The organism is Variovorax sp. BGA-UO-ETr-C22, from assembly GCF_059567965.1.
The window spans coordinates 917665-940125 of sequence record NZ_JCAQPA010000011.1; the positions used below are offsets into that span (position 1 = coordinate 917665).

24 protein-coding genes are annotated in these 22461 nt (G+C 64.8%); 22 read left to right on the forward strand and 2 right to left on the reverse strand.

The features are described from left to right. Window positions 1–4 precede the first annotated feature (4 nt). From AC57B8_RS24345 to AC57B8_RS24445, 21 genes are all read left to right on the forward strand, one after another. Window positions 5–1084, forward strand: coding sequence for a hypothetical protein (locus AC57B8_RS24345; RefSeq protein ID WP_496481000.1), 1080 nt, complete (start codon window positions 5–7; stop codon window positions 1082–1084). Then, window positions 1081–1428 (forward strand): hypothetical protein, encoded by a 348-nt coding sequence (locus tag AC57B8_RS24350; RefSeq protein WP_496481001.1) that lies wholly within the window; start codon window positions 1081–1083, stop codon window positions 1426–1428. The genes AC57B8_RS24345 and AC57B8_RS24350 overlap by 4 nt, the downstream gene beginning before the upstream one ends. After that, on the forward strand, window positions 1425–3644 hold the full coding sequence (locus AC57B8_RS24355) for a hypothetical protein (RefSeq protein WP_496481002.1): 2220 nt from the start codon (window positions 1425–1427) through the stop codon (window positions 3642–3644). Before AC57B8_RS24350 ends, AC57B8_RS24355 begins: the two co-directional genes overlap by 4 nt. Continuing rightward, window positions 3644–3973 (forward strand): FmdB family zinc ribbon protein, encoded by a 330-nt coding sequence (locus AC57B8_RS24360; RefSeq protein WP_496481003.1) that lies wholly within the window; start codon window positions 3644–3646, stop codon window positions 3971–3973. The genes AC57B8_RS24355 and AC57B8_RS24360 overlap by 1 nt, the downstream gene beginning before the upstream one ends. Before the next feature lie 18 nt (window positions 3974–3991). After that, window positions 3992–5056, forward strand: coding sequence for a hypothetical protein (locus tag AC57B8_RS24365; protein ID WP_496481004.1), 1065 nt, complete (start codon window positions 3992–3994; stop codon window positions 5054–5056). A 15-nt stretch (window positions 5057–5071) separates the two neighbouring features. After that, the gene (locus AC57B8_RS24370) at window positions 5072–6061 is read left to right on the forward strand and encodes a phage major capsid protein (RefSeq protein WP_496481005.1); all 990 of its coding nucleotides are present in this window, start codon (window positions 5072–5074) and stop codon (window positions 6059–6061) included. 21 nt (window positions 6062–6082) lie between these two features. After that, on the forward strand, window positions 6083–6382 hold the full coding sequence (locus tag AC57B8_RS24375) for a hypothetical protein (RefSeq protein WP_496481006.1): 300 nt from the start codon (window positions 6083–6085) through the stop codon (window positions 6380–6382). Between the two features lie 30 nt (window positions 6383–6412). Next, entirely contained in the window at window positions 6413–6760 is a 348-nt protein-coding gene (locus AC57B8_RS24380) for a hypothetical protein (protein ID WP_496481007.1), read from the forward strand. A 65-nt stretch (window positions 6761–6825) separates the two neighbouring features. Beyond that, the gene (locus AC57B8_RS24385; protein WP_496481008.1) at window positions 6826–7386 is read left to right on the forward strand and encodes a hypothetical protein; all 561 of its coding nucleotides are present in this window, start codon (window positions 6826–6828) and stop codon (window positions 7384–7386) included. Window positions 7387–7389: 3 nt separating this feature from the next. Then, window positions 7390–8286: a hypothetical protein gene (locus AC57B8_RS24390; protein WP_496481009.1), complete on the forward strand. Its 897-nt coding sequence runs from the start codon at window positions 7390–7392 to the stop codon at window positions 8284–8286. Next, window positions 8286–9788, forward strand: coding sequence for a hypothetical protein (locus AC57B8_RS24395; RefSeq protein WP_496481010.1), 1503 nt, complete (start codon window positions 8286–8288; stop codon window positions 9786–9788). The genes AC57B8_RS24390 and AC57B8_RS24395 overlap by 1 nt, the downstream gene beginning before the upstream one ends. Then, window positions 9785–10198, forward strand: a complete 414-nt coding sequence (locus AC57B8_RS24400) for an N-acetyltransferase (RefSeq protein ID WP_496481011.1) — start codon at window positions 9785–9787, stop codon at window positions 10196–10198. The genes AC57B8_RS24395 and AC57B8_RS24400 overlap by 4 nt, the downstream gene beginning before the upstream one ends. After that, the gene (locus AC57B8_RS24405; protein WP_496481012.1) at window positions 10188–11177 is read left to right on the forward strand and encodes a hypothetical protein; all 990 of its coding nucleotides are present in this window, start codon (window positions 10188–10190) and stop codon (window positions 11175–11177) included. Before AC57B8_RS24400 ends, AC57B8_RS24405 begins: the two co-directional genes overlap by 11 nt. 5 nt (window positions 11178–11182) lie before the next feature. Then, window positions 11183–11665: a hypothetical protein gene (locus tag AC57B8_RS24410; protein WP_496481013.1), complete on the forward strand. Its 483-nt coding sequence runs from the start codon at window positions 11183–11185 to the stop codon at window positions 11663–11665. Further along, on the forward strand, window positions 11665–11982 hold the full coding sequence (locus AC57B8_RS24415) for a hypothetical protein (protein WP_496481014.1): 318 nt from the start codon (window positions 11665–11667) through the stop codon (window positions 11980–11982). Before AC57B8_RS24410 ends, AC57B8_RS24415 begins: the two co-directional genes overlap by 1 nt. Then, window positions 11982–14054, forward strand: a complete 2073-nt coding sequence (locus tag AC57B8_RS24420; protein ID WP_496481015.1) for a hypothetical protein — start codon at window positions 11982–11984, stop codon at window positions 14052–14054. Before AC57B8_RS24415 ends, AC57B8_RS24420 begins: the two co-directional genes overlap by 1 nt. A gap of 3 nt (window positions 14055–14057) precedes the next feature. After that, window positions 14058–16076, forward strand: a complete 2019-nt coding sequence (locus AC57B8_RS24425) for a hypothetical protein (protein WP_496481016.1) — start codon at window positions 14058–14060, stop codon at window positions 16074–16076. Window positions 16077–16211: 135 nt separating this feature from the next. Continuing rightward, on the forward strand, window positions 16212–17255 hold the full coding sequence (locus tag AC57B8_RS24430) for a hypothetical protein (protein ID WP_496481017.1): 1044 nt from the start codon (window positions 16212–16214) through the stop codon (window positions 17253–17255). A 2-nt stretch (window positions 17256–17257) separates the two neighbouring features. After that, on the forward strand, window positions 17258–17599 hold the full coding sequence (locus AC57B8_RS24435; RefSeq protein ID WP_496481018.1) for a hypothetical protein: 342 nt from the start codon (window positions 17258–17260) through the stop codon (window positions 17597–17599). Next, window positions 17596–18078 carry a glycoside hydrolase family 108 protein gene (locus AC57B8_RS24440; RefSeq protein WP_496481019.1) on the forward strand — a complete coding sequence of 161 codons (483 nt, stop codon included), beginning with the start codon at window positions 17596–17598 and terminating at the stop codon, window positions 18076–18078. Before AC57B8_RS24435 ends, AC57B8_RS24440 begins: the two co-directional genes overlap by 4 nt. 1 nt (window position 18079) lies before the next feature. Beyond that, window positions 18080–18685: a hypothetical protein gene (locus AC57B8_RS24445; protein WP_496481020.1), complete on the forward strand. Its 606-nt coding sequence runs from the start codon at window positions 18080–18082 to the stop codon at window positions 18683–18685. 236 nt (window positions 18686–18921) lie between these two features. Here the strand turns inward: AC57B8_RS24445 and AC57B8_RS24450 are convergent, their stop codons facing one another. Further along, a complete protein-coding gene (locus AC57B8_RS24450) occupies window positions 18922–19308 on the reverse strand; it encodes a YybH family protein (RefSeq protein ID WP_487846866.1) in 387 nt (128 codons plus the stop codon). Then, complete coding sequence (locus AC57B8_RS24455) at window positions 19305–21236, reverse strand: amidohydrolase family protein (RefSeq protein WP_495270831.1); 1932 nt, start codon at window positions 21234–21236, stop codon at window positions 19305–19307. The genes AC57B8_RS24450 and AC57B8_RS24455 overlap by 4 nt, the downstream gene beginning before the upstream one ends. 213 nt (window positions 21237–21449) lie before the next feature. Between AC57B8_RS24455 and AC57B8_RS24460 the strand changes: the two genes are divergently transcribed. Then, complete coding sequence (locus AC57B8_RS24460) at window positions 21450–22451, forward strand: GlxA family transcriptional regulator (RefSeq protein WP_496481021.1); 1002 nt, start codon at window positions 21450–21452, stop codon at window positions 22449–22451. Window positions 22452–22461 lie beyond the last annotated feature (10 nt).

A 22461-nucleotide genomic window follows, 5' to 3' on the forward strand; every position in this document is an offset into this window, starting at 1 on the left:
CCACATGGCGCTTCTTCCGGTTTCAGCAGACAGGGTGCAACTGTCGACCATCGCCCCGGTGGTCACGGATGCGTTCGTCTGCGGAATCCTGCGCGATGCGCCGAACACGGTCGCGCGTGCTGCCCTGAGCGGAGGCGTGCAGTGGAGCAATGGACTGTTGTTCACGTCGCTCGGGCAGATCGTCTATGTGGATGCGACTGCCGGTCTGCCTGCCGGGACGCAGTACATCAACGGCCTGCCGATCTCGCCAGCAGGCGCGCTGTGCGTCTCTTCGGACGCGGCCGTCAGCTACTCCAACGGGCTGCCATTCGCTGCCAACGGCGCGCTCTCGGCAACCACGTCGCTCGCTGCGGGCGTAGCGGCCCTCATGGCGTCCTTCCCTGGACCCGCAAAGATCTGGCTCGACCCCTGGGACATGGCCACGCTGCAACAGGACGCAGCAGGCACCACGCCGGTGACGGCAGCGGGCGATCCTATCGGCCGGATCATGGACAAGAGCGGGGCGGCGAACAACGCTACACAGGCGACGACCACCAGCCGGCCTCTGTGGCAGACGACATTTGCGGCTTTCGATGGCACGGACGACTCGTGGGCTACGGCCAGTATTGACTTCACGAGCACGGACAAGGTGACGGTGGTTGCAGGAATTCGAAAGAACAGCGACGCGTCTGCCGGGGTGGTTTGCGAACTGAGCCCGGTTATCAGCACGAATACCGGCGCGTTTGTACTGCTTGCACCAGCTTCGGCTGCCGCGAACCTGCAGTTTCAATCGAAGGGCACGACGGGAGTGGCCTCAACGCCTTCCGGCATCGTGGCGCCAATCACGTTAGTTGTTTCGGGTCAGGGGGATATTGCCGCCCCAATAGTGATTGCGCGGGTGAATGGCGTTCAGTCGTCCTCATCTTCTAGTCAGGGGACTGGGACTTATGGAAACTACCCGCTCTACATCGGAAGTCGAGGCGGCAGTTCTGTTCGCTTCAACGGCAACCTCTACGGCCTGATCATCATCGGCCGACTGCTGACGCCTTCTGAGTTGACGCTGTGCGAGCAGTACATGGCCCAGCAAGCGGGTATCACGCTATGACCTACGTTCACCGGTGCATGGTCGTGACGCTCGCGCAGGCACCGCTGGCGCGCACGTTGTGCGAACAGCTTGCCGGGCCACCTGGCGCGGGCATGTTCGTGACGGGGCTGTCTGCTTCAGGTGTCGGCCCTGCAACGCACTTCATCTCCAGCGGGAAGATCGAAAACACGTTCGCTGCGGTGCTCGCAGACCCGGCCGTCATGGCCGAGGCCTGCACCCAAGCGGGGATCACGATCACGCTGGCCGCTTGCATCGCGCTGCTGTCTTCGAGCGATGTGAGTGAAGACGCTCCATTCGTCGCTATGGCGCGGCTGGGCCTCAAGATGATTCAGGAAGCTCTATGAACTGGCTCGACGCCCTCAAGTTGTCCGAGAAGGACCAGAAGAAGTTCATCGAGCGCGGGAAGAAGATCGTCAAGCGCTTCCGCGACGAACGCGGCGCTGCGGACACGTCCTCGTCGAACGAGGCCGAGAAGCGCTACAACATGCTGTGGAGCAACGTCCGCACGCAGTTCCCGGCGATCTACAGCAAGAAGCCGCAGGCCCAGGTCGAGCGCCGCTACAAGGACAAGGACCCAGTCGCCCGCACTGCGTCGCAGATCCTGGAGCGCGCGCTGCAGTACGAGATCGACCACTACTCGGACTTCGATTCGTCGCTGCGCTGCGTGATCTTGGACCGCCTGCTGCCTGGCCGCGGCGTGGCATGGGTCCGCTTCGACGGCGGCGACCAGATCACGGATGACGTGGAAGAGGGCGACGAAGCGACGGAAGCAGTCGAGCCTGCCGAAACCCTCGAAGCCTCCGACATCGCCGGCAACCCGGCCGCAGCGCCTGTTCCCCTGACGGATGTTCCACCTGCAGCGTCGGTTGGCGGCCTGATGGGCGACATCGCCCCGCCCACGCCTGACCTGTTGCAGATGCTCGGCATGCCCGCGGCGCCGGTGAAGCAGAGCACCAAGGGCTACGAGTGCACTCCCTCTGACTACGTGTTCTGGGAGGATTTCCGGTGCTCGCCGGCGCGCACGTGGGAAGAGGTCACTTGGGTGGCGCGCCGGGTCTACATGGGCCGCAAGGAAGGCAAAAAGCGGTTCGGCGAGAAGTTCGACCAGGTGCCCCTGTGCCATGAGCCTGTCGGCCTTGACAAGGACGTCACCGTCACCGACGACATGAAGAAGGCCAAGGTCTGGGAGATCTGGGACAAGACCGAGGAGATGGTGATCTGGCAGGCCGAGGGTTTCAACGACGTGCTCGACACGAAGGAAGACCCGCTCGAGCTCGATGGCTTCTTCCCGTGCCCCAAGCCTCTGTTCGCCACGACCACGACCGACACGCTGATCCCGGTCGCCGACTACTACGAGTACCAGGACCAGGCCTGCGAGCTCGACGACCTGACCAGCCGCATTTCGATGCTCGTGAAGGCGGTCAAGGCGGTGGGCGTGTACGACGCGAGCCAGCCTTCCATCGCGCGCCTGATGCAGGAAGGCACGGACAACGTGCTGATTCCAGTGACGAACTGGGCGGCTTTCGCGACCACTGGGGGCCTGGCTGCTGCGGTCCAGATGCTGCCGCTCGACACGGTGGTGAAAACGCTCAACGAGCTCTACAAGGCCCGTGAGATCTGCAAGCAGGTCATCTATGAGGTGACGGGCCTGAGCGATGTGATCCGCGGCTCGTCGGACCCGAATGAGACAGCCACCGCTCAGGGCATCAAGAGCAACTTCGCCTCCCTGCGCTTGAAGGAGACGCAGCAGGACGTGTCGCGGTTCGCCACCGACATCCTGAACATGAAGGCGCAGATCATGTCCAGCCTGTACCGGGCTGAGACGCTGATCGCGATGTCCGGTATCGAGCAGACGGAGGATGCTCAGTACGCCCAAGCCGCCATTGAACTGCTCCGCAACGAGACGATGCGCAACTACCGCATCGAGATCGCGGCCGACTCGATGGTGGAGCTCGATGAGCAGGCTGAAAAGCAGTCCCGCATGGAGTTCCTGCAGGCTGTCGGCGGCTTCCTGAAGGAGGCCGTGACTGCTGGCCAGACACAGCCCGAGCTTGCACCGCTTCTCGGCGAGATGCTGATGTTCGCGGTGCGCTCGTTCAAGGCTGGGCGGCCGATCGAAGCAGCCTTCGAGAAGTTCACCCAGCAGATGGCCCAGCCGCAGCAGCCGAAGCCCGATCCAGAGGCCGCGAAGGCTCAAGCAGCCACGCAGTCAGCACAGGTCAAGGCCCAAGCTGACATCCAGATCGAAGAGGTGCGCGCACAGGCCAAACAAGCCATCGCTGACGCGCAGGCTGCAGCGCAACAGCAGACCAATGCAATGCGCCAGCAGATGGAAGAACGCCAGCATGCCGCCGAGCTCGACATGAAGGCTCGCATGGACCAGATGCAGGCGATGTTCGATGAGCGCGAGCAGATGCGCAACGAGGCGTTCCAACGGTGGAAGGCCGAGTTGGAGGCCGCGACCAGGATTGAGACGGCGAACATTTCTTCCAAGGCGAAGGTGGACAACGCCGCCACAGCCACGGCGACCAACGAAATCGCGACGGAGGTCAAGCAGTAATGCCCATCTACGCAACCCAATGCCGGCAGTGCGGAAAGAAGGAAGACGTCTACCGCGCGCTGAAGGACTACGACAACCTGTCGTCCTGCTGCGGCGAAAAGATGGAGCGCGTCATGTGCGCGCCCTACGTCGTCACCGACATCCAGCCATACCGCTCGATGGTCACCGGCGAAATCATCAACAGCCGATCGCAACACCGCGACCACCTCAAGCAGCACGGGAAGGTCGAGATCGGCACCGAAAAGAACTTTGGCATCCCGACCGCTCGACCCGAGCCGACCGGGGTCAAGGAAGACCTGGCGCGAGCCATCCAACAACTGGGCGGGTGACCGCCGAAGGAAATCCCTTTGACCACTGAAAACGACTCCCTCCGCGAAACCCTCGAAAGCGCCTTTGACGCTGCCGAGGCGCCCGACACGTCCTCGACTGTGGACACCAGCGCTTCGACCGCGGCCGCCGATACGAGCAGCGCCGATGCCGGCCGCGCGCGCGACGAAGCAGGGCGCTTCGCGCCACGTGCGGCCGCTCCCGCAGTCGACCCTGCCACTGGCGGTGCAGCTACCGCCTCTCCAGCTGCTGCAGATGCCGCTCTGGATGCCGCTGCCCAGGCTGCTGGCGCTGCTGGCCAATCGACTGCGAAGGCGCCTTCGTCCTGGAAGCCGGAAGCCGCTGCTGTTTGGGCCAAGATCGACGCTGGCCAGCCGGTGACGCCGGCCGAGCTCAAGACGTTCCGTGACGAGGCCGCGCGCCGCGAGGGGGACTACCACAAGGGCGTGCAAGGCTGGAAGCAGCATGCGACCGCAGGGCAGGCCTACGAACAGGCCATCGCACCCTATCGCGAGACGCTGACGAAGCTCGGCGTCGATGGCGTCACCGCGGTCAGCGAGTTGCTCAAGGCCGACCACACCCTGCGCTACGCCCCCGACTCGGTGAAGGTGCAGAAGCTGCTCGAGTTGGCCCAGGTCTACAACATCGACCTGAGCAAGCAGTTCACCCCTGAAATCGCCAAGTACGAGCGCGAGCTTTTCGACGTGAAGGAAAAGCTCGCGCAGAACGAATCCGCGCAGCAGCGAAGTGTCAGTGAATCGCTCGACAGCGAACTGAGCCGCTTTGCCGCCGCGCCGGGCCACGAACATTTCGAGGATGTTCGTGTGCACATGGCCTCCCTGCTATCCGGGGGGGTCGCGAAAGACCTCGAAGACGCCTATCAACAGGCCGTGTTTGCGAACCCTCAGACCCGCAATGCCCTGCTCGATCAGCAGCGCCGCGCGTCCGATGAGAACGCCCGACTCCAGCGCGCGCGAGCCGCCTCTGGAAGCGTCCGGGGTTCTTCGCCAGCAGCCGGCACCCCAAGTGCAGGAGGTGGGACCGTCCGAGACGCGATCACCGCTGCATTCGACGCCCACTCTTGACGAAAGGAGCCTTCAATGGCTTTCCCCAACCTCTCCGACATCGTCGCCACGACGATCCAGAACCGCAGCGGCAAGCTCGCGGACAACACCCTGAAGCAGAACGCCCTGCTCAACTGGCTGAACGAACGCGGTCACGTGAAAACGTTCAGCGGCGGCAATGTGATATTGCAAGAGATCATGTACAACGACCCGGCCACGCAGAACGCGGGTTCGTACAGCGGCTACGACGTGATCGACATCACGCCGAACAGCCCCATCAGCTCCGCGCAGTTCGACATCAAGCAGTACGCTGGCGCTGTGACGATCAACGGCCTGGAACAACTCCAGAACGCTGGCAAGCAGCAGATCATCGACCTGCTCGACGGGCGCGTGTCGGTGGCTGAAAAGCAGCTGATGAACTCGCTCAGCGCGGGCATCTACGGCGATGGCACCGGCAACGGCGGCAAGAACATCACCGGCCTGGCCGCTGCTGTTTCGACCACCCCCACCTCCGGCACCTACGGCGGCATCAACCGCGCGACCTGGCAGTTCTGGCGCAACGTGGCGTTCTCGTCGGTCACCGATGGCGGCGCTGCTGCTTCGTCGGCCAACATCCAGAGCTACATGAACCGCGTGCTGCTGCAGACCATTCGCGGTGCCGACGCTCCCGACGTGGCTGTGGCCGACAACAACTACTACCGCTTCTTCCTCGAGTCCATGCAGGCCATCCAGCGTGTGACCGACGACAAGAACGCGACCAGTGGTTTCGCCGGCCTGGCCTATTACGGCGCGGGCAAGAAGATGACAGTCTTCTGCGACGGCGGCATCGGCGGTGCGATCCCGACGAACCGCATGTACTTCATCAACAGCGACTACATGTTCTTCCGCCCCCACGCGGAACGCAACATGGTGCCGATCGGCGGTGATCGCCAGTCGGTCAACCAAGACGCGGTCGTGAAGCTGATCGGCTGGGCCGGCAACCTCACCACCAGCGGCTCGCAATTCCAGGCCGTTCTCGGCGCCTGATCGAAACGAAAGGAAATCGAAATGGCTGCTCCCTATACCACCGACCAGAAGATGGGCGTGGATCTCAACAGCACCACGCTGGCGACTGACATCGCTGCGGGGGCTGACAAGCCCGATGCGATCCTGGGCACGCTCGTGAACGCCACCAACGGCCGTACCTACGTGTACGCCCAGGCCAATGCGTCGATCTCGGCCAGCACCGCGGTCTGCACCGTCAACCCGGCGACCTTCCTGGCCACCGCTTCGGGCGGCGCGTACACGTCGCCCCCCGTGGCGATGGTGACCGGCGACTACGGCTGGTTCGGCAAGGCGAACGTCTAAGGCAACGCGATGGCACAGGTCCAAAACCTCATGGCATTCGGCACCGCGCCGTTGCTTGCTCAGGCCATCGTCGGTGAGGTCGCCAACGGCCTCACTGCCGCAGGCACGACGCAGGCCAACGCGCTGAAGCTGTCTGCCGTCAACAACGTGGTGACGACTGCCGCTGCTTCGACGGGGGTGCAACTGCCTTCGACGAACGCCGGCGACGGCATCACGGTTGCCAACCTCGGCGCCAATGCGCTGTTGGTCTACCCGGTTGTCGGTGGCTCCATTCAAGGTGCCGCTGCCAACGCGGGCTTCTCGGTCCCCACGCTGAAGACCGCCGTGTTCACGGCGCGCGACGCGGCGGGGAACATGGTCGCCAATCTCAGCGCCTGACCAGCGCTTCCACCAGAAAGGGCTCCTTCGGGGGCCCTTTTTCTTTGCCCAAAAGGAAATCCCTCATGGAATACGTTGAATCCCAGAAAGTCTTCGTCGAGTTCCGCATGGACTCGGTTCCCTCGCAGTTCCAGAGCGAGGCTGCCGGCCATCCGGTCTTCGTGGAAAAGCCTTTCATCATGATCGCAATCCCGGGTCAGCCGAACACGGTCATCGACACCGTGGCTGATCTCGAGTACCAGCGTCGATTCCCCGAGCAGTGGGCCCGCTTCAAGGCAGGCAACGTCTCAGAAGTGATCAATGGCTGGCGCCTCGAGTCGTGGCCGGCCGTCAACAGCGCACAGGTCAAGACGCTCAAGCACATGGGCGTCCACACGGTCGAGATGCTCGCTGACATGTCTGATGCGGCATGCCAGAACGTGGGCATGGGAACGATGGAACTGCGCACCAAGGCCAAGGCCGCGGTGACTGCAGCAGCAGGCGGCGCCGATGCCGAGCGCTTCGCTGCCGAGAACAAGCGCCTGAGCGACGAAATGGACGCGCTGCGGACCGAGCTCGCCGAGGTTCGCGCGGCCAAGTCCAAGCCTGGCCCGAAGCCTCGCGAAGCTGCAGCGCAAGAGGCCTAAGCCATGAATCTGCTCCAGCTGATCCAGCAGGTTTGCAACGAACTGGGGATCACGCCGCCGAATGCGGTCGTGAGCTCTGCTTCGACGCAGATCAGGCAGCTCTATGCCCTGCTGAATCGGCATGGGCACGATCTCAGCCGGCAGTTCGAATGGGAGCGCCTGGACAAGGAGTTCATCGTCACCACGGTGGCCTTCGACATCCAGGCGACTTTCACTCTGGGCAGCCCGATCGTCACGACGCCATCCACGGCCGGCATCACGACGAACTTCGGGCTGAACAGCAGCAACACCACGCCGTTTTCCACGGTGCTGTCTGTGGACTCGGCTACCCAGTTCACGATGAACATGCCGTCGACCATCGCGGGCCTGCAGACGGTCACCATGTCGCAGGTGGCGTATCCGCTGCCCAGCGACTGGCTCAGCCAGATCCCGCAAACGGAATGGGACCGCACGAACCGCTGGCCCATGCTCGGCCCGAAGTCGGCGCAAGAGTGGCAGTCCTTCAAGTCCGGCATCGTGTACGCCGGACCGCGCGAGCGCTTCCGCATCCAGGGCGGCTTGCTGCAGATCAGCCCGCCCCCGCCGAATGCGCTCACCTTTGCCTATGAGTACATCTCGTCGGCATGGGTCATCGATGTCAATGGCACTTCGAAGCAGAGCTTCTCCGCAGACACAGACACCACCATCTTCGACGACTCGCTGATGGTCGTGGGGCTGAAGATGCGCTGGCTGCGCGCCAAGGGGTTGGATTTCAGCGTTGAGCTTCGGGAATTCACCGAGCTGCTGAGCACCATCAAGGCCCAGGACAAGAGCGCCGCGAAGCTGTCGCTGTCGCCGGTGAACGGCAGCATCTACCTCGGCACCTCCAACATCCCTGACGGCAACTGGCAGGCTTCGTGATGCAGACAGCGCGCACCGCCTCGTTCCCGGCTCCGATCGGCGGCCTGAATGCTCGGGACCCGCTGGCGGCGATGAAGCCGACCGATGCGGTGATTCTGGAGAACTGGTGGCCGCTACCCTCGAGCGTCGAGATTCGCAAGGGCTGGATTCCGTGGAGCACCGGGTATGTGAACCCTGTGCAGACGCTGATGCGCTATGCGCCAACCACCGGCTCCTACAAGCTCTTTGCCGCAGCTGGCAACTCGATCTTCGACGCCACGACGCAGGGTCCGGTAGGTGCTGCGGTCGTCGCCGGCCTCTCGAGCGCGCAGTGGCAGTACACCAACATCGCCACGCCTGGCGGCTCATTTCTCTGGATTGTGAACGGCCTTGACCTGGCCCAGATGTACAACGGGACAGCCTGGAGCGTGCCTGCCGTCACCGGTGTTTCGACCGCCAACATCATCGGCGTGAATGTCTTCGGCAACCGGCTGTTCATGGTCGAGAAGGGCACGCTGAAGGTTTGGTATCTCCCGGTTCAGAGCATCTCGGGTGCCGCGACGGCATTCGATCTCGCGACCATCTTCGGCCGCGGTGGCTACCTGATGGCGATGGGCACTTGGTCGGTCGACGCTGGGAATGGCATGAACGACATGGCTGTGTTCGTGTCGTCGGAAGGCGAGGTTGCCGTTTACCAGGGCGTCGATCCGGCGAGTTGGACGAAGCAGGGCGTCTATGTGGTGGGCCGGCCGATTGGGCGCAAGTGCCTGACCAAGGTTGCTGGCGATTGCCTGCTGGTATGCGAGGACGGTGTCTACCCGTTGAGCCGCGCGCTGCAGTCCTCGACCATCGATCGGTCGATTGCGATCACCGACAAGATCCAGGAACTGATCACTGCGGCCACAACCTCCTACCAGAACAACTACGGGTGGCAAGCGACGCTCTTCCCAGATGCAAGTCAGCTGTGGCTCAACATCCCGAGCGACAACCTGAACAACTTCCAGTACGTGCAGAACACGATCTCGGGCTCGTGGACGAAGTTCACCAACATGAACGCGCGGTGCTGGGAGGTGACAGGGCAATCGATCTTCTTCGGATCGACGAATCAAGTGTGCAAGGCGTGGACAGGTCAGTTCGACAACAGCGCGCAGATCCAGGCCGACGCGCTTCCGGCGTACCAGAACTTCCGCGCGCCCGCGGCCGCCAAGTACTTCACGATGGTCCGCCCATCGATCACTGCTGACGGCAACCCATCGATCCTGTACGGCCTCGACCTGGACTTTCTGAACACGCCGGCTTCTGGTGCGCTGTCCTTCATCCCTCCGACCGCAGCCATGGTCTGGGGAACGATGGTGTGGGGAACGATGGTTTGGGGTGGAAGTCTGCAGCAGATCGGATTCTGGGAGACGGTGGGCGGCGTCGGGTACTACGCCGCGCTTCGTTTGACGGTCCAGGCCAATGGTTCGCAGGTCATCTGGAACGCCACCGACTACGTCTACCAGGCTGGCGGGGTGCTGGCGTGATCGTGTTCGACACGCAGCGGGTTGGCCCTTGGGTTTGCGAGCGCACAGGCGGCACGTTCGAAGGCGCGACTTCTGCCGCGATCGGCTTCGAGTCAGATGGCGTGATCACCGCGGGAGTGCTCTACGACAACTTCAATGGCCGGTCGATCTGCATGCACGTGGCCATCGAAGTACCAGTGACACGCGGGTTCACGCGCATCTGCTTCGATTACGTGTTCAACCAGTTGAAGGTCAACAAGGTGCTCGGCCTTGTCGATTCGACGAACGCCGCTGCACTTCGGTTCGACAAGCATCTGGGCTTCATTGAAGAGGCCCGCATCGAGGGCGCCGGGAAGACCGGCGATCTCGTCATTCTCACAATGAATCGGCAGCAGTGCCGTTGGATCAAGGAGGCCTCCCATGGGCGGTAAGAGCGACGCACCGGCAGCACCGGACTATGTGGGCCAGGCCAACGCAGCAGCAGCAGGGAACTTGGCCGCTGCTCGCTCGCAGACCAATGCGAACCGCGTCAACCAGGTCACGCCGTATGGCTCGATCAAGTACACGCAGGGCGAGGGCTTCGACGAAGAGGGCTACAACCGCGCGGTGAAGATGTACGAAGACACGTTGATGGAGATGGGAAATCCAGCCAACGAGGCGATGCAGCGATATGTTGCTGCAGGGGGGAAGGCCCCTCCCAAGCCGACGCGAGACGATTTCATCACGAACCCCGACCATTGGTCGTCGCAGATCGAACTGAGTGATACCGGGAAGCAGTTGCTCGATGCGTACAACCGCACGAGTCTCGGCCTTGCCGACCTCCAGGGCACTGCCATGGATCGCGTGCGCAGTACGTTCGACCAGCCGTTCGACACTTCGGGGCTGATCGACATCAACGATCGAACCGGGATGGACGCCTGGGACCGCGCCACCGACCTGATCCGGCAGCGCCAGAATCCCGAGCTCGATCGGCAACAGGCCGCGCTCGATGCGAAGCTCGCGAATCAAGGGCTGACACAGGGCTCGGAAGGCTGGGGCATCGGTCAGACGCAGTTCGGCAAGACGCGCAACGATGCCGACATTGCCGCGCAGATGGCTGGCTTGCAGGCCCAGAACCAGTTCTTCAACCAGGCGATCTCCGGGAATCAAGCGACGCTGCAGCAGCGCAACTTCCTGCGCAGTCTGCCGCTGAACGAGCTCAATGCGTTGCGAACCGGCTCGCAGGTGACGAACCCCACATTCAGCACGCCAGGGCAGCAGGGGCAAACCAGTGGCCCTGATCTGCTGGGTGCCACAAATCAGCAGTACCAAGCACAGGTGGGCCAAGTGAACGCCGACAACGCCAGGGCCGCAAGCAACACCCAGGCAGGCGTCGGGGCGGTCGCGGCCATCGCTTCCTACTTCTTCTGAACACCATGCTCGACAACCTTGCATTCTGGTTCCAGGTCATCATCGCAAGTGAACCCCTGCTCGAGGAGTCCATTGCGATCCTCGAAGACGATGGTTGGGAGGGCGACCTGAAGGCCTTCTACCGAAAGCACCTCGAAGACGAGCGCAACCATGCGACTTGGCTGCGCGAGGATCTGGGTGACCACCCGGTCAACCTTCACTTCGGCGCCGCGCAGCTTGCTGGAATGGCGTACTACTTGATCCGCCACGTGCATCCAGTGGCGCTGATGGGCTACATGCTTGCGCTCGAAGGCAAGCCCATCCCCATGGAGTACGTCGAGGCCGTCGAGGCCGCGCATGGCAAGCAGGCGGCGCGCACGCTGCGCATCCATGCCGAGGAAGACCCTGGGCACTACGCCGAGCTCAAGGCCTTCCCAGTTCCGCCTGGATGGGCGCCACTGGTCGAAAACACTCGTGTGCAAACGCTGCAACTGATTGGGGGCATGTGATGGCTGATGTTGGATTCTTCGATGCTCCTGCGAACCAGGGTGCGGGTGCCGCCGATCTCATGCGACAACAGGAGATGGCCGCGGCACTGATGCGGCGCGGTCAAGCTCCTCAGAAGGGGCAAATGGTCGACGGACACTTTGTTGAACCGCCCACTATCGGGTATGCCCAGCAACTCGCGCAGGCGCTTGCCAATGGCTACAAGAAGAATCAAGCACTCGATGCCGGCCGGGCGTCGGACATCTTGGGTGGTGGCACCGGCGAAAACTTCGTTTCGCCACTCCAAAAAATGGGCAACTGGTTCGGCGGAGGTTCCTGATGGCAACGAACAGCGTCAACTTCTTTCAGCCTGGCACTGATCAGGCGATCGACATGCGACAGGTACAGCGCCAGCGCGAGCTTGCCGACATGCTGTTGCGCCAAGGGCAGACGCCGCAACAAGGCCAGATGGTCAGTGGGCACTACGTCGCCCCGGGGAAGGGCGCGTACGTCGCCCAACTGGCCAACGCGCTGTTCGGCAACCTGGCGTCGCGCCGGGCCGATGAGCAGGAGCGGGAGATGGGCCAGCGCATCAAGGCTGGCCGTGAGAGGGAGTCGAACGACTTCTTGGCGGCGCTCAGCGGAACACCCGGGCAACCAGGTCGCGACATCCAGCCGCTCACGCCGAACGACGACGAAGGCAACCCGATGCCTGTTGCGCGTACCGACGCGATTCCGGGCATGGCTGCGGACCCGAACAAGGCTCTTGGCATCGGCATGCGCTCGGACAACCCGATGCTGCAGGCGCTGGCTGCCAAGCTCATGGAGCAGAAGATGCAGGATTCGGCATTCGAGTCCTTCGCAAACGGTGGGGCCCCCTCTGGTTCAGGCGCGGCGCCTGCGGGTATTCCTGGCATGGCTGGCGGTGCTCCGGAAATGTCGGGCGCGCCGCAGGGAGGCGGCAACAAGTTCCTCGGCGAGGGGTTCGGACAGGTGCCCACCGGGATTGCGAAGCTCGCATTCCGGAAGGACCCAGCCGAGCTGGCGAAGATGGTGATGGACGCTCGCAAGCCAGTGGCTCTGCGCGAAGGCGACTTCATCGCGCCAAACGGTGCTGGTGGCGTTCAGTCGCTGTACACCCAGCCGAAGCTCGAGCCCGGCATGCAGCCGGTGCGCGCGCCCACCGGTGCCGTCACAGGCGCCGAGATGATTCCCGGCTATGACCGCGGCGTCGCGTCGATTGCAGGCGCCAAGGCAGGCGCCACCCAGGGCGCGGAGTCGGCGAACACGATGGTGACCGTGAACACGCCAGATGGCCCTCGCATGGTCACGCGCGCACAGGCGGTGCAAATGGCGGGTGGCGCTGGCGGCAATGTGCCAGGCACCCCAGCAGTGGCCGGCGAGACACTCGGCCAGCGCAACAACAACCCAGGGAATCTTCGCCCTGTGGGCGCGTCGACCGGCTTCCAGCAGTTCGACACACCAGAGGCAGGGCTCGCCGCGCTCGACCAGAATCTGCAGGCCTACGGCAAACGCGGCATCAACTCGATCGAGGGCGTCATCAATCGGTGGGCGCCTTCGAACGAGAACAACACGAGTGCCTACGTGGCTTCGGTAGCGAAGCGTCTCGGCCTCGACCCGAAGGCCCCCATCGACCTTGGCAATCCGTATGTGCGCCAGGCGCTCGGAACAGCCATCATGCTGCATGAGAATGGCTCGGGCATCCTCACCGGTGGCGCGCGTGGCGCTGGCGCAGGGCGGGGTGGCCAGGGTATCCCGCTGCAGTCCGAGGCAGCGAAGGAGTACGACACCGCGCGCGCCAAGGACTTCGCCAAGACGGCCGCCGATTTGCAGGACCGAGCCCGAAGTGCTGGTGGCACGCTGCGCAACCTCGACACGCTCGAGCAGCTGTACCGCGACCCGAACGTAGCCAAGGGTGGCATGGCCGAAAGCATCAGCGGCCTGAAGAACATCGGCGCTTCCCTCGGGGTGGAAACGAAGGGGCTGGGCACAGAGCAGGCCATCGAGGCGATCACGAACAAGATGGCGCTGGATGCGCGCTCCACGGCCGAGGGCGGCGGCATGCCAGGCGCTATGTCGGACGCCGACCGCAACTTCCTGAAGGCGCAGCAACCGGGGCTTTCGAAAACCCCCGAAGGTCGTGCGGTCATCATCGCGAACGCCCGAAAGGTTGCTCAGCGGCAGCAGCAGATCGCCCAGATGGCCAACGAGTACGAGCGCGCCAATGGTCGGCTCGATGCGGGCTTTGATCGCGCAGTGGCCGACTTCGCCGCGCAGAACCAGATGTTCGCCGACCAGAAGGCGTCAGCCAGCACTGCTCCGGCTGCACCCGACTTCAAGGCCCTCGCCGCGCAGGAACTGGCGCGCCGCCGCGCGAAGAACGGAGGCTGACCGATGGACCTTTCCAAACTGTCCGAGGCCGACCTGCAGGCGCTGCAGTCGGGCGACCTCGCCAAAGTCTCCGAAGACGGATTGCGCGTACTTTCGGGCGAGCCTCCGAGCCTCCTGCGCTCTTTCGTGAATGGCATCCCCAAAGGGGCCGCAGGGTTCGCGGACGCCATCACCAACACGCCGGAGAACATCTGGAACCTGAGCAAGATGGCGTACGGCACCGGGGCGACCATGCTCGGCCGGCCGGATCTCGCCCCGGAAGTGACCGCGCCGCCCGAGCGCGCGAAGGAGCTGCTCACGCGCGCCGGCATCATCCGGCCTGGTTCCGAGCCAACGACTGGCATGGGGCGAGTCGTCGACATGGCTGGTCAGGCCTTGGGCGGCGGGGGTGTGAACCCGTCTGCGGTGGTGCGCAGCGCATCGCGCGGGGCCATTCTGCCGATCGCGCGCGATGTGGCCGCGGCGCTCGCATCTGGTGCCGGCGCTGGTGCCGGCGCAGAGGCCGCACGCAACGTCGACACCGGAAGCGAGGCCGGGAATGCTGCACTTCAGGTCACCGGGTCGTTGCTCGGCGGCACGATCCCCGGCGCCATCGTGGCCTCCCGCGGCACCGCAGGCGATCGCACTGCTGCGGCATTGAAGGGCGTCACCCCCGAGCAACTGGCACTGGCCGAGGCACTCCAAGCCAAGGCGCGCGCCGCGGGATCGCCCATCACTGGCTATGAGGCCATCCAGGCGCAGACTGGGCTGAACCCGAAGATGCAGACCCAGCAGCGCATCGCCGAGCAATCCGACGCTGCAGCGCAGAACCTCACGCCGATGATGCAGGCGCGCCCAGAGCGCAACACGCAGTTGGCCGGCGCTGCATTCGACCAGGTGGCGCCTCAAACCGCACGGCCCGATGCGCTGGCCGGCCGCCTCATGGACACGGCGAAGCAGGCCGTCACGAATGCGCGACAGGCGGGCAACGCCCAGGCAAAGCCCTACTACGACGCCACCACGGGCAACCCAAATGCGCGGGTCACGTCCTCCGACTGGAACACCCTGACGGCAGACCCGCTGGTGCAAAAAGCACTGGGCGCAGTGAAGGGCGATCCTGTCTACGGCGTGACGAACGAAGCGCCCGGCTCGGTGGCCTGGCTCGACGCGGCGAAGAAGTGGATGGACGACAAAGGCGGCGCAGCGCGCATGACTGGCGAGAACAACGCCGCGCGCATGTACACCGGTGCGACTGGGAAGGTCACAACGCCTGTCGACGCGCAGTTCCCGGACTACGCCAAGGCCCGCTCGATCGTGGCGAAGAACATGCAGGATGTGGTCACGCCGATGGACCAGGGGCAAGTCGGAAAGCTCTCGCGCTCGGACGACTTCAAGGCGCAGGCCGAAGCGTTCTTGCCGGAAAAGCCGCTCGACGTGAACCCGGAAGTGATCCGGGAAACCGTCAAGACCCTGAGCAGCGTAGACCCGAACATCACGCCCGAAATGATCGGGCAGTACCTGCGATCGACCTTCAACGAGTCGAATGGCGGAGGCATCGCCAACAACCCCATGGGAGGCTATCAGTTCGCGAAGAAGGTGGCCGACAACCCAACGCAACGCGCGAATCTTGTGGAAGCCCTGCGCGCATCGGGGAAGAAGCCCGAGGCCATCACTGACGCGCTCGACATCTTCCAGGCGCAGGGGATGAAGCCGCCAGTGAACTCCGCAACGGCTGCGAATCTGGCCGAAGGGAACATGCTCGGGGCAGTGCGGCCGCTCGACTTGCTGACACGGCCTTTGTCGGCGGCTGGCCGCGCAACGGATGCATGGCGCAATGGCTGGTCGGCAAAGGCTATGTCTGAGGCACTGGCGTCGCCTGATTCAGTGCGCAGGCTTCAGGAACTCGCGCGGGCCAACGGCTCCTACAACCCAGTCCAGCAGCAATTGCTGGTCAATCTGCTCATGGGTCAGGAACAGGCTCGGCAGGCGGCCATCCCTCGCGTTGAGGTCGGGCTAGACCTGCTGAACACCGAAGGGCGTTAGCCGCGCGAATTCAGCCATTCGATGGCCAGGGAGACCACATAGGCCACGGCCCAGATCCCCAAACCCCAGACGAGAAAAGTCATTCAACCCCCGAAGCCGGCCCTGTGCCGGCTTTTTGCATTTTAAGGAGCAAACATGCCCCGTAATGGAACTGGTCAGTATGCGGCCCCAGCGAGCACCTGGAACCCTGGCGTCAATGGGGTGACGGCGCTGACGGCGGATTTCAATGCGCTGCTCGACGACATCGAGGCTGCGCTGTCGCAATCAGTGTCTTCGGATGGCCAGGCGCCTCTGACTGGCAATCTGCAGATGGGGAACAACAAGGTCACCGGGATGGCAACTGGCACCGCCAACACCGATGCGACGAATCTCGGGCAAGTGACGGCGCTGGTGCAGGGGGTTGCAGGGCAGGCGGGTGGCTCGGGCGATCGGAATCTGCTCGTGAACAGCAATTTCGCGATCAATCAGCGGGTCTATGCCAGCGGCGTGGCGACGACCGGCGCCAACCAGGTGACGCTGGATCGATGGCGTGTCGTCACCTCGGGTCAGAGCATCACCTTCGGCGCGGCGGCTCCTGACCGTGTTGTGACATGCCCGGCCGGTGGCCTCGAGCAGATCATCGAGGCGGCATGGGTTGCAGGTGGCGTCTACACCCTCTCGTGGACAGGAACCGCTACGGCGAAAGTGAACGGCGTCGCGATCCTCACCGGTGGGAACACCACCAGCCTGCCGGCGAACACCGCCATCACCGTCCAGTTCGCAAGCGGGACTGTGGACAAGGTGCAGTTCGAGCTCGGCACCGCCGCGTCGACCTGGCAGCGCCGGCCGCCTGGCTTGGACTTCCTTCTGTGCCAGCGCGACTACTGCAAGAGCTACGCGCTGGCGACGGTGCCGGGCGCTTCAACGGCCATTAGTGCGGATCAGGGGTATGGGGCAGTCGGCGGCATCATTTCCACCAAGATCGAATTCCCGGTCGTGATGCGCGTTGCGCCAACGATTCTCCTGTGGAGCAACAACGGCGTTGCCAGCCAGTGGGTGGCGATCACGACTGGGGGCGCTGCGACGAGCTACGCGGCCTCTTCGGCAAACATCAGTGACCGGAATGCCAGCGTGTCGGTGACGCCTGGAGCTGGCGAATTTTTCGCAACTGGGCAGTGGACTGCTGCGACTGGAGTGTGACCATGACGCGCGCAACACGTCCTGCAACCTTGGAAGGTGAAGCCGCCGAAGGAAAGCGCCTGATGAAATTCGATCCAACGATCAGCACCGGCACCATCCTGCAGACCGTCGTGGTCGCGCTCTCGGGTGTTGCTCTTTTCTACGGCCTCAAGGCTGAAAACGCGGCGACGAAAGCAGACCTCGAACAGACAAAGGCGGTTGCCGTCATCGAGCGCGCACAGACGGCGCAATCGCTGGCGGAAATCAAGCTCGAGATGAAAGAGCAGGGCAAGACGCTCAGCGACTTGAAGGAGGGCATCGCCATCTTGCGCGGGCGATCGGCCGAGACGGGGGGCAAGCGATGAACTTCGACCAGGCATTCGACCGACTGCTGGGCCACGAGGGCGGCTACGTCAACGACGTGCGCGACCCGGGCGGCGAAACGAACTGGGGCATCACCGTCGCCGTTGCGCGCGCCGAGGGCTACATGGGCCCGATGCGTGATCTGCCGATGGCCAAGGCGAAGGACATCTACCGTGCGAAGTACTGGGCGCCGGTGCGCGCCGATGAGCTGCCCGACAGCGTGCGCTTCGACGTGTTCGACGCTGCGGTGAACCACGGGACCAGCCAGGCTGCCAAGTGGCTGCAGCGCGCCGTGGGCGCCACGCCTGATGGCGTGATCGGCGCCGTGACCGTGGGCGCCGCGCGCGCCGCGGGGCCGCAACTGCCCGCCCACTTCAATGGCCAGCGCCTGCAGTTCTACACCGACCTGCCGACCTGGGCGACGTTCGGCAAGGGCTGGGCCCGCCGCGTGGCCGCTAACCTCAAAGCCCTGGGAGCCTGACATGTCCGATTTCGACTGGAAAAAGCTGGTGGGCGGCATCGCTCCGGTTCTCGGCACCGCTCTGGGCGGCCCATTGGCGGGTCAGGCAATCGCCATGCTGGGTCAGGCCCTTGGCTTGGGCGGCGATGCCAGCGAGAGCGACGTCGCTGCGGCGGTGAGCTCGGGTCGGCTGACTGGCGAGCAGGTCGTCGCCATCAAGGCAGCAGAGAACAACTTCGCGATCCGCATGAAGGAGCTCGACATCGACGTGCTGAAGATCAACGAAGCCGCCGACGCTGCCCTGATCGCGGACACAGCCGATGCCCGCCATGTGTTCGGCGAACACGAGAATGTCTTCCTGCTGGGCTGCATCATCCTGGGCGCCTTCGCGGTTCTCATGGGGTTGGTGCTCACCGGCTGCTTCTTCCTGATGACTGGCCGGGTCGAGGTGGACCCCAGTACGATGGCGGTGTGCTCTGGACTTATTGGCACGGTGGTGGGCTACGTGGCCGCCAACGCGCAGCAGGTCGTCAGCTTTTTCTACGGCTCCAGCAAGGGTAGCAAGGACAGCGGCCAGGCCATGGGCGCAGCGCTCACGGAATCGATCAAGCAGGCCGGCGCGAAGTAGAGCGGAGACTGTGGGGGAGATTTCGACCACGGGCATGGAAAATGGGCGTTTTCGGGGAGCTGTGTGAAGCGTTTCCCCCTCTGTGGACGGTTTTCACAGGGAGCCCATACCGCACTTTTAATCCGTTGGTCACTGGTTCGAATCCAGTACGTCCTACCAGAACCCCCCAATCAATCCTCATGTGCTGCAAGCACCTGAGGATTTTTTTATGGGCGGCGCGCGCCCCCCACGCACGATCACCCCTGGGGGCCGTGGTTGATCATGTCCCGGTGAATCAGCCAGCGGCCTTCCACCTTGCGCCACAGCACGAGGTAGCGTCCGCTGTCTGCCGTGACCTTCGTGCCCTCCGGCGTCGCCGCCTGGAGCTCATACGCGCCGACCTCCGAGGCCTCGTGCTCGTTCCCCTCGACATCGAGCGACACGAAGCTCGCGGCCACGATGCCCTGGGCGAAGACGCCTTCGAAGAAGCGCGCAATCTCTTCATGGCCCTTGAAGGTGGGCGCGTCCTCGGGCAGGAGTTGCGCATCCTGCGTGTAGAGCGCCAGGGCGTCGGGAAGGCGCCGGCTGGCGATGGCGCGGGCCAGCGCGTCCTCTTGCTGCTGGATCTGTTGAATCAAGGTCATGGTGTTTCCGTGGTTGAAGAAGCGGGAGTGAAGACGTGTTCGTGGACGACGTGGCCGTCGACCAGCGTCAGGAGGCTGTGGGTCGCCGGAATCTCCGACGGCGCGATCGAGAACAGGTCCTGGGACAGCACGGCCAGATCGGCGCAGGCGCCGGGCACCAGGCGGCCCTTGTGCTCACCCAGCCCTTCGGCCACCGCGCCGCCGTGCGTGTAGGCCCTCAGGGCGTCTTCCATGCTGGCAGCCTCGTCGGGCCTGGCCGGATGCACCACGGCGGCATACAGGCCGAGGAAGGGGTTCAGCGGCCCGTCGGAGCCCAGGGCCACCGGAATGCCGGCGCCGAATAGCGAGCGGAAAGCCGCAAAGGGCGTGTCGGCACCGAAGCGCGCTGAATACAGATCGCCGAACAGGAAGTGCGAAGGGTTCTGCACCACCGTCACGCCCAGAGCTTTCGTGCGGTCGATCTGCGCGGGCGTGATGCCGTCGGCATGCTCGATGCGCAGGCCGGGGTCGCGCCAGTCCACATCGGGGCCGAAGGACTCCGCGCATGCGAGCACCGTCTCCAGCGTCTGCGCGCCGATCGCGTGCAGCAGCAGCGGTTCGCGCGCGGCGATGCTTTCGCGCAGCATCTCGCGCACGTCGGATGCCGCAAAGTTCTCGCGCCCCTGGGTCGTCGGATCGTCGCCGTAGGCACGGCCGATGGCCGAGGCCCGTTCGACGGGCGTGCCGTCGAGAATCCATTTGGTGCCGTCCACGCGGATGCGCGGAGCGACCTGGCGCGGCAGCTCCCGGCCTTCGCTCACCAGGCGCCCCTGCGGCCCCGACGGCGGAAAGCGGATCACCCGCACCTTGATCGGCAGGTCGGCGGCCTTCAGCATCTCGACGTAACGGGCCGCGGGCGTCCACGACATGTTCTGCAAGGTGGTGATGCCCCAGCGCACGCAATCGGCCGCCAGCGCGCGAAGGCTGTCCACGCCCTCGTCGCGCGTGGCCATGGACGCGAAGGTGCGCTGCGGCGCCCATTGCGCGTACTCGTTGATGCGCCCCGACAACCGCCGGGTGCCCGCCACGCGTTCGTAGGTGCCGCCCAGCGGATCGGGCTCGTCGTCCGAGATGCCCAGCCGTTGCAACGCGGCGCTGTTCACCACGTTGGTGTGGTTGGTCATGCCCAGCAGGATGACCGGGTGCCGGGGCGCCAGCGCGTCGAGCGCGTCGCGCGTCACCGAGCGGTCGATCGACAGCCCGATGCCCATCACCCCGTAGATCCAGGTGCCCGCCGGCGAGCCTGCGACAGCCTCCTCGATCATCGGTGCCACCTGCGCGAAGCCGGGGTCCACGACCGGATCGACCGGCAGCCGGATGCCCGCGGGGTCGGGCGTGTGGTGCATGTGCGCATCGTTGAAACCGGGAATCACCAGGCGCCCCTGCAGCTCGATGACTTCGGTGCGTTCGCCGATCCAGGCCTCGATCTCGGCGCGCGTGCCGGTGGCGACGATGCGGCCTTCGTCGATGGCGAGCGCCTCGCACCACGGATGCGTGCGGTCGGCCGTGAAGATGCGCCCGCCGGACAGCACGCGCTCGGCGCCCCCTGGCGCCTTGGAAGGGCCACCGCGCCTTCGAACGAGCGGTGCCGCACCGTCGCTGCCAGCGGCCGGCAAAGCCGCGCCCGAGAGGCCCAGCGGTTGCGCCTGCCAGGCAGCGGCCATGCACGTCCACAGCATCGGTCGGGTGAGCGGTGCGGGCTGTCGCCAGTCGGCATCGTGCGCTGCGCGGTGCACGTCGTGGAGCAGCTGAAGAAACGCCGCGCGCGGGATGCAGCAGGCGCAGCGGTAGTGCGCACTGTTCTTCTTCGCGGGCGAGGGCGCCGGCAGGGGTGGCATGGCCACCGGCGAGGTCACCGGCAGTGCGGCGTGCGGATGAAGGGCGGTCATGAAGCGGGCTCACTCTCACGGGATGACGGACGGCCAGCGTAGAGAGGCGGGGCGCCCGCGCACAGACAAACTGCTGTCAATTCCGGCCATCGACCACACGCGACGGCAGGCCGGGGCCTGCCCTTCTCGCGTTCCCGCGGGGCAGCACGTACGATCCGAAAGCACGCGCGGCCCCGCCCCTCCGATCGGCGCTGCGCTCCCTGGAGCACCTCGATGACACACCCCGCCGACAGCCACCTCGTGGTGATCCTCGCGTTCGACGAGGTGACGGCCTCCGACATCACCGGCACCGCCGATGTCTTCGCCATGGCGACGCGCTATTTTCTCGGCAGCGCCACGCCGGGCTACCGCATCGCGATCGCATCCATCGGTGGCCAGCCGATCCGCACGTCATCGGGCATCTGCATGGCCACCGAGCCCTTGTCGCAGATCGCCACTGAGCGCATCGGCACCCTGGTCGTGCCCGGCGGCGGGCCGCCCGCGGACCCGCCGATTCCCGCCGACCTGGTGGCGTGGCTGGCGCGCGAAGGCCGCCAGGTGCCCCGCATTTGCGGCATCTGCACCGGCACCTTCCTGCTGGCGGAAGCGGGCTTGCTCATGAACAAGCGGGTCACCACGCACTGGCAGGCTGCCCGGGTGATGGCCGAGCGCTATCCGCAGGGCCGCATCGAGGCCGACCACATCTACTCGCGCGATGGCGAACTGTGGACGTCGGCGGGCTTCACCGCCGGGCTCGACCTTGCGCTGGCCGTGCTCGAGGAAGACCACGGCTACGAGATCGCGATGGAAGCCGCGCGCTCCTTCGTGACTTTTCTCAAGCGCCCGGGCCATCAGTCCCAGTTCTCGGCGGCGCTGTCGTCGCAGATCGCCGGCGACCGCGGCTTCAGCAAGCTGCACGCATGGCTCATGGAGCACCTGGCCGACGAGCTGAGCGTGGAAACGCTGGCCGACTGCGTGGGCATGGCGCCTCGCACCTTTGCGCGCCGCTACACCGAGCAGGTCGGCCGCACGCCGGCCAAGACGATCGAGGCCTTCCGCATCGAGGCCGCATTGCGCTCGCTCGCCGAGCCGGCGCTGAGCCTGAAGAAGATCGCGCGCGACTGCGGATTCGGAGACGAGCAGAACATGCGGCGCTCGTTCGTGCGCGTGCTGGGCGTCGGGCCGGACAGCTACCGGCACTCGGAAGCTGTCGGAACCGCCGCTGCGCTCAACTAGGGCCTGTTCA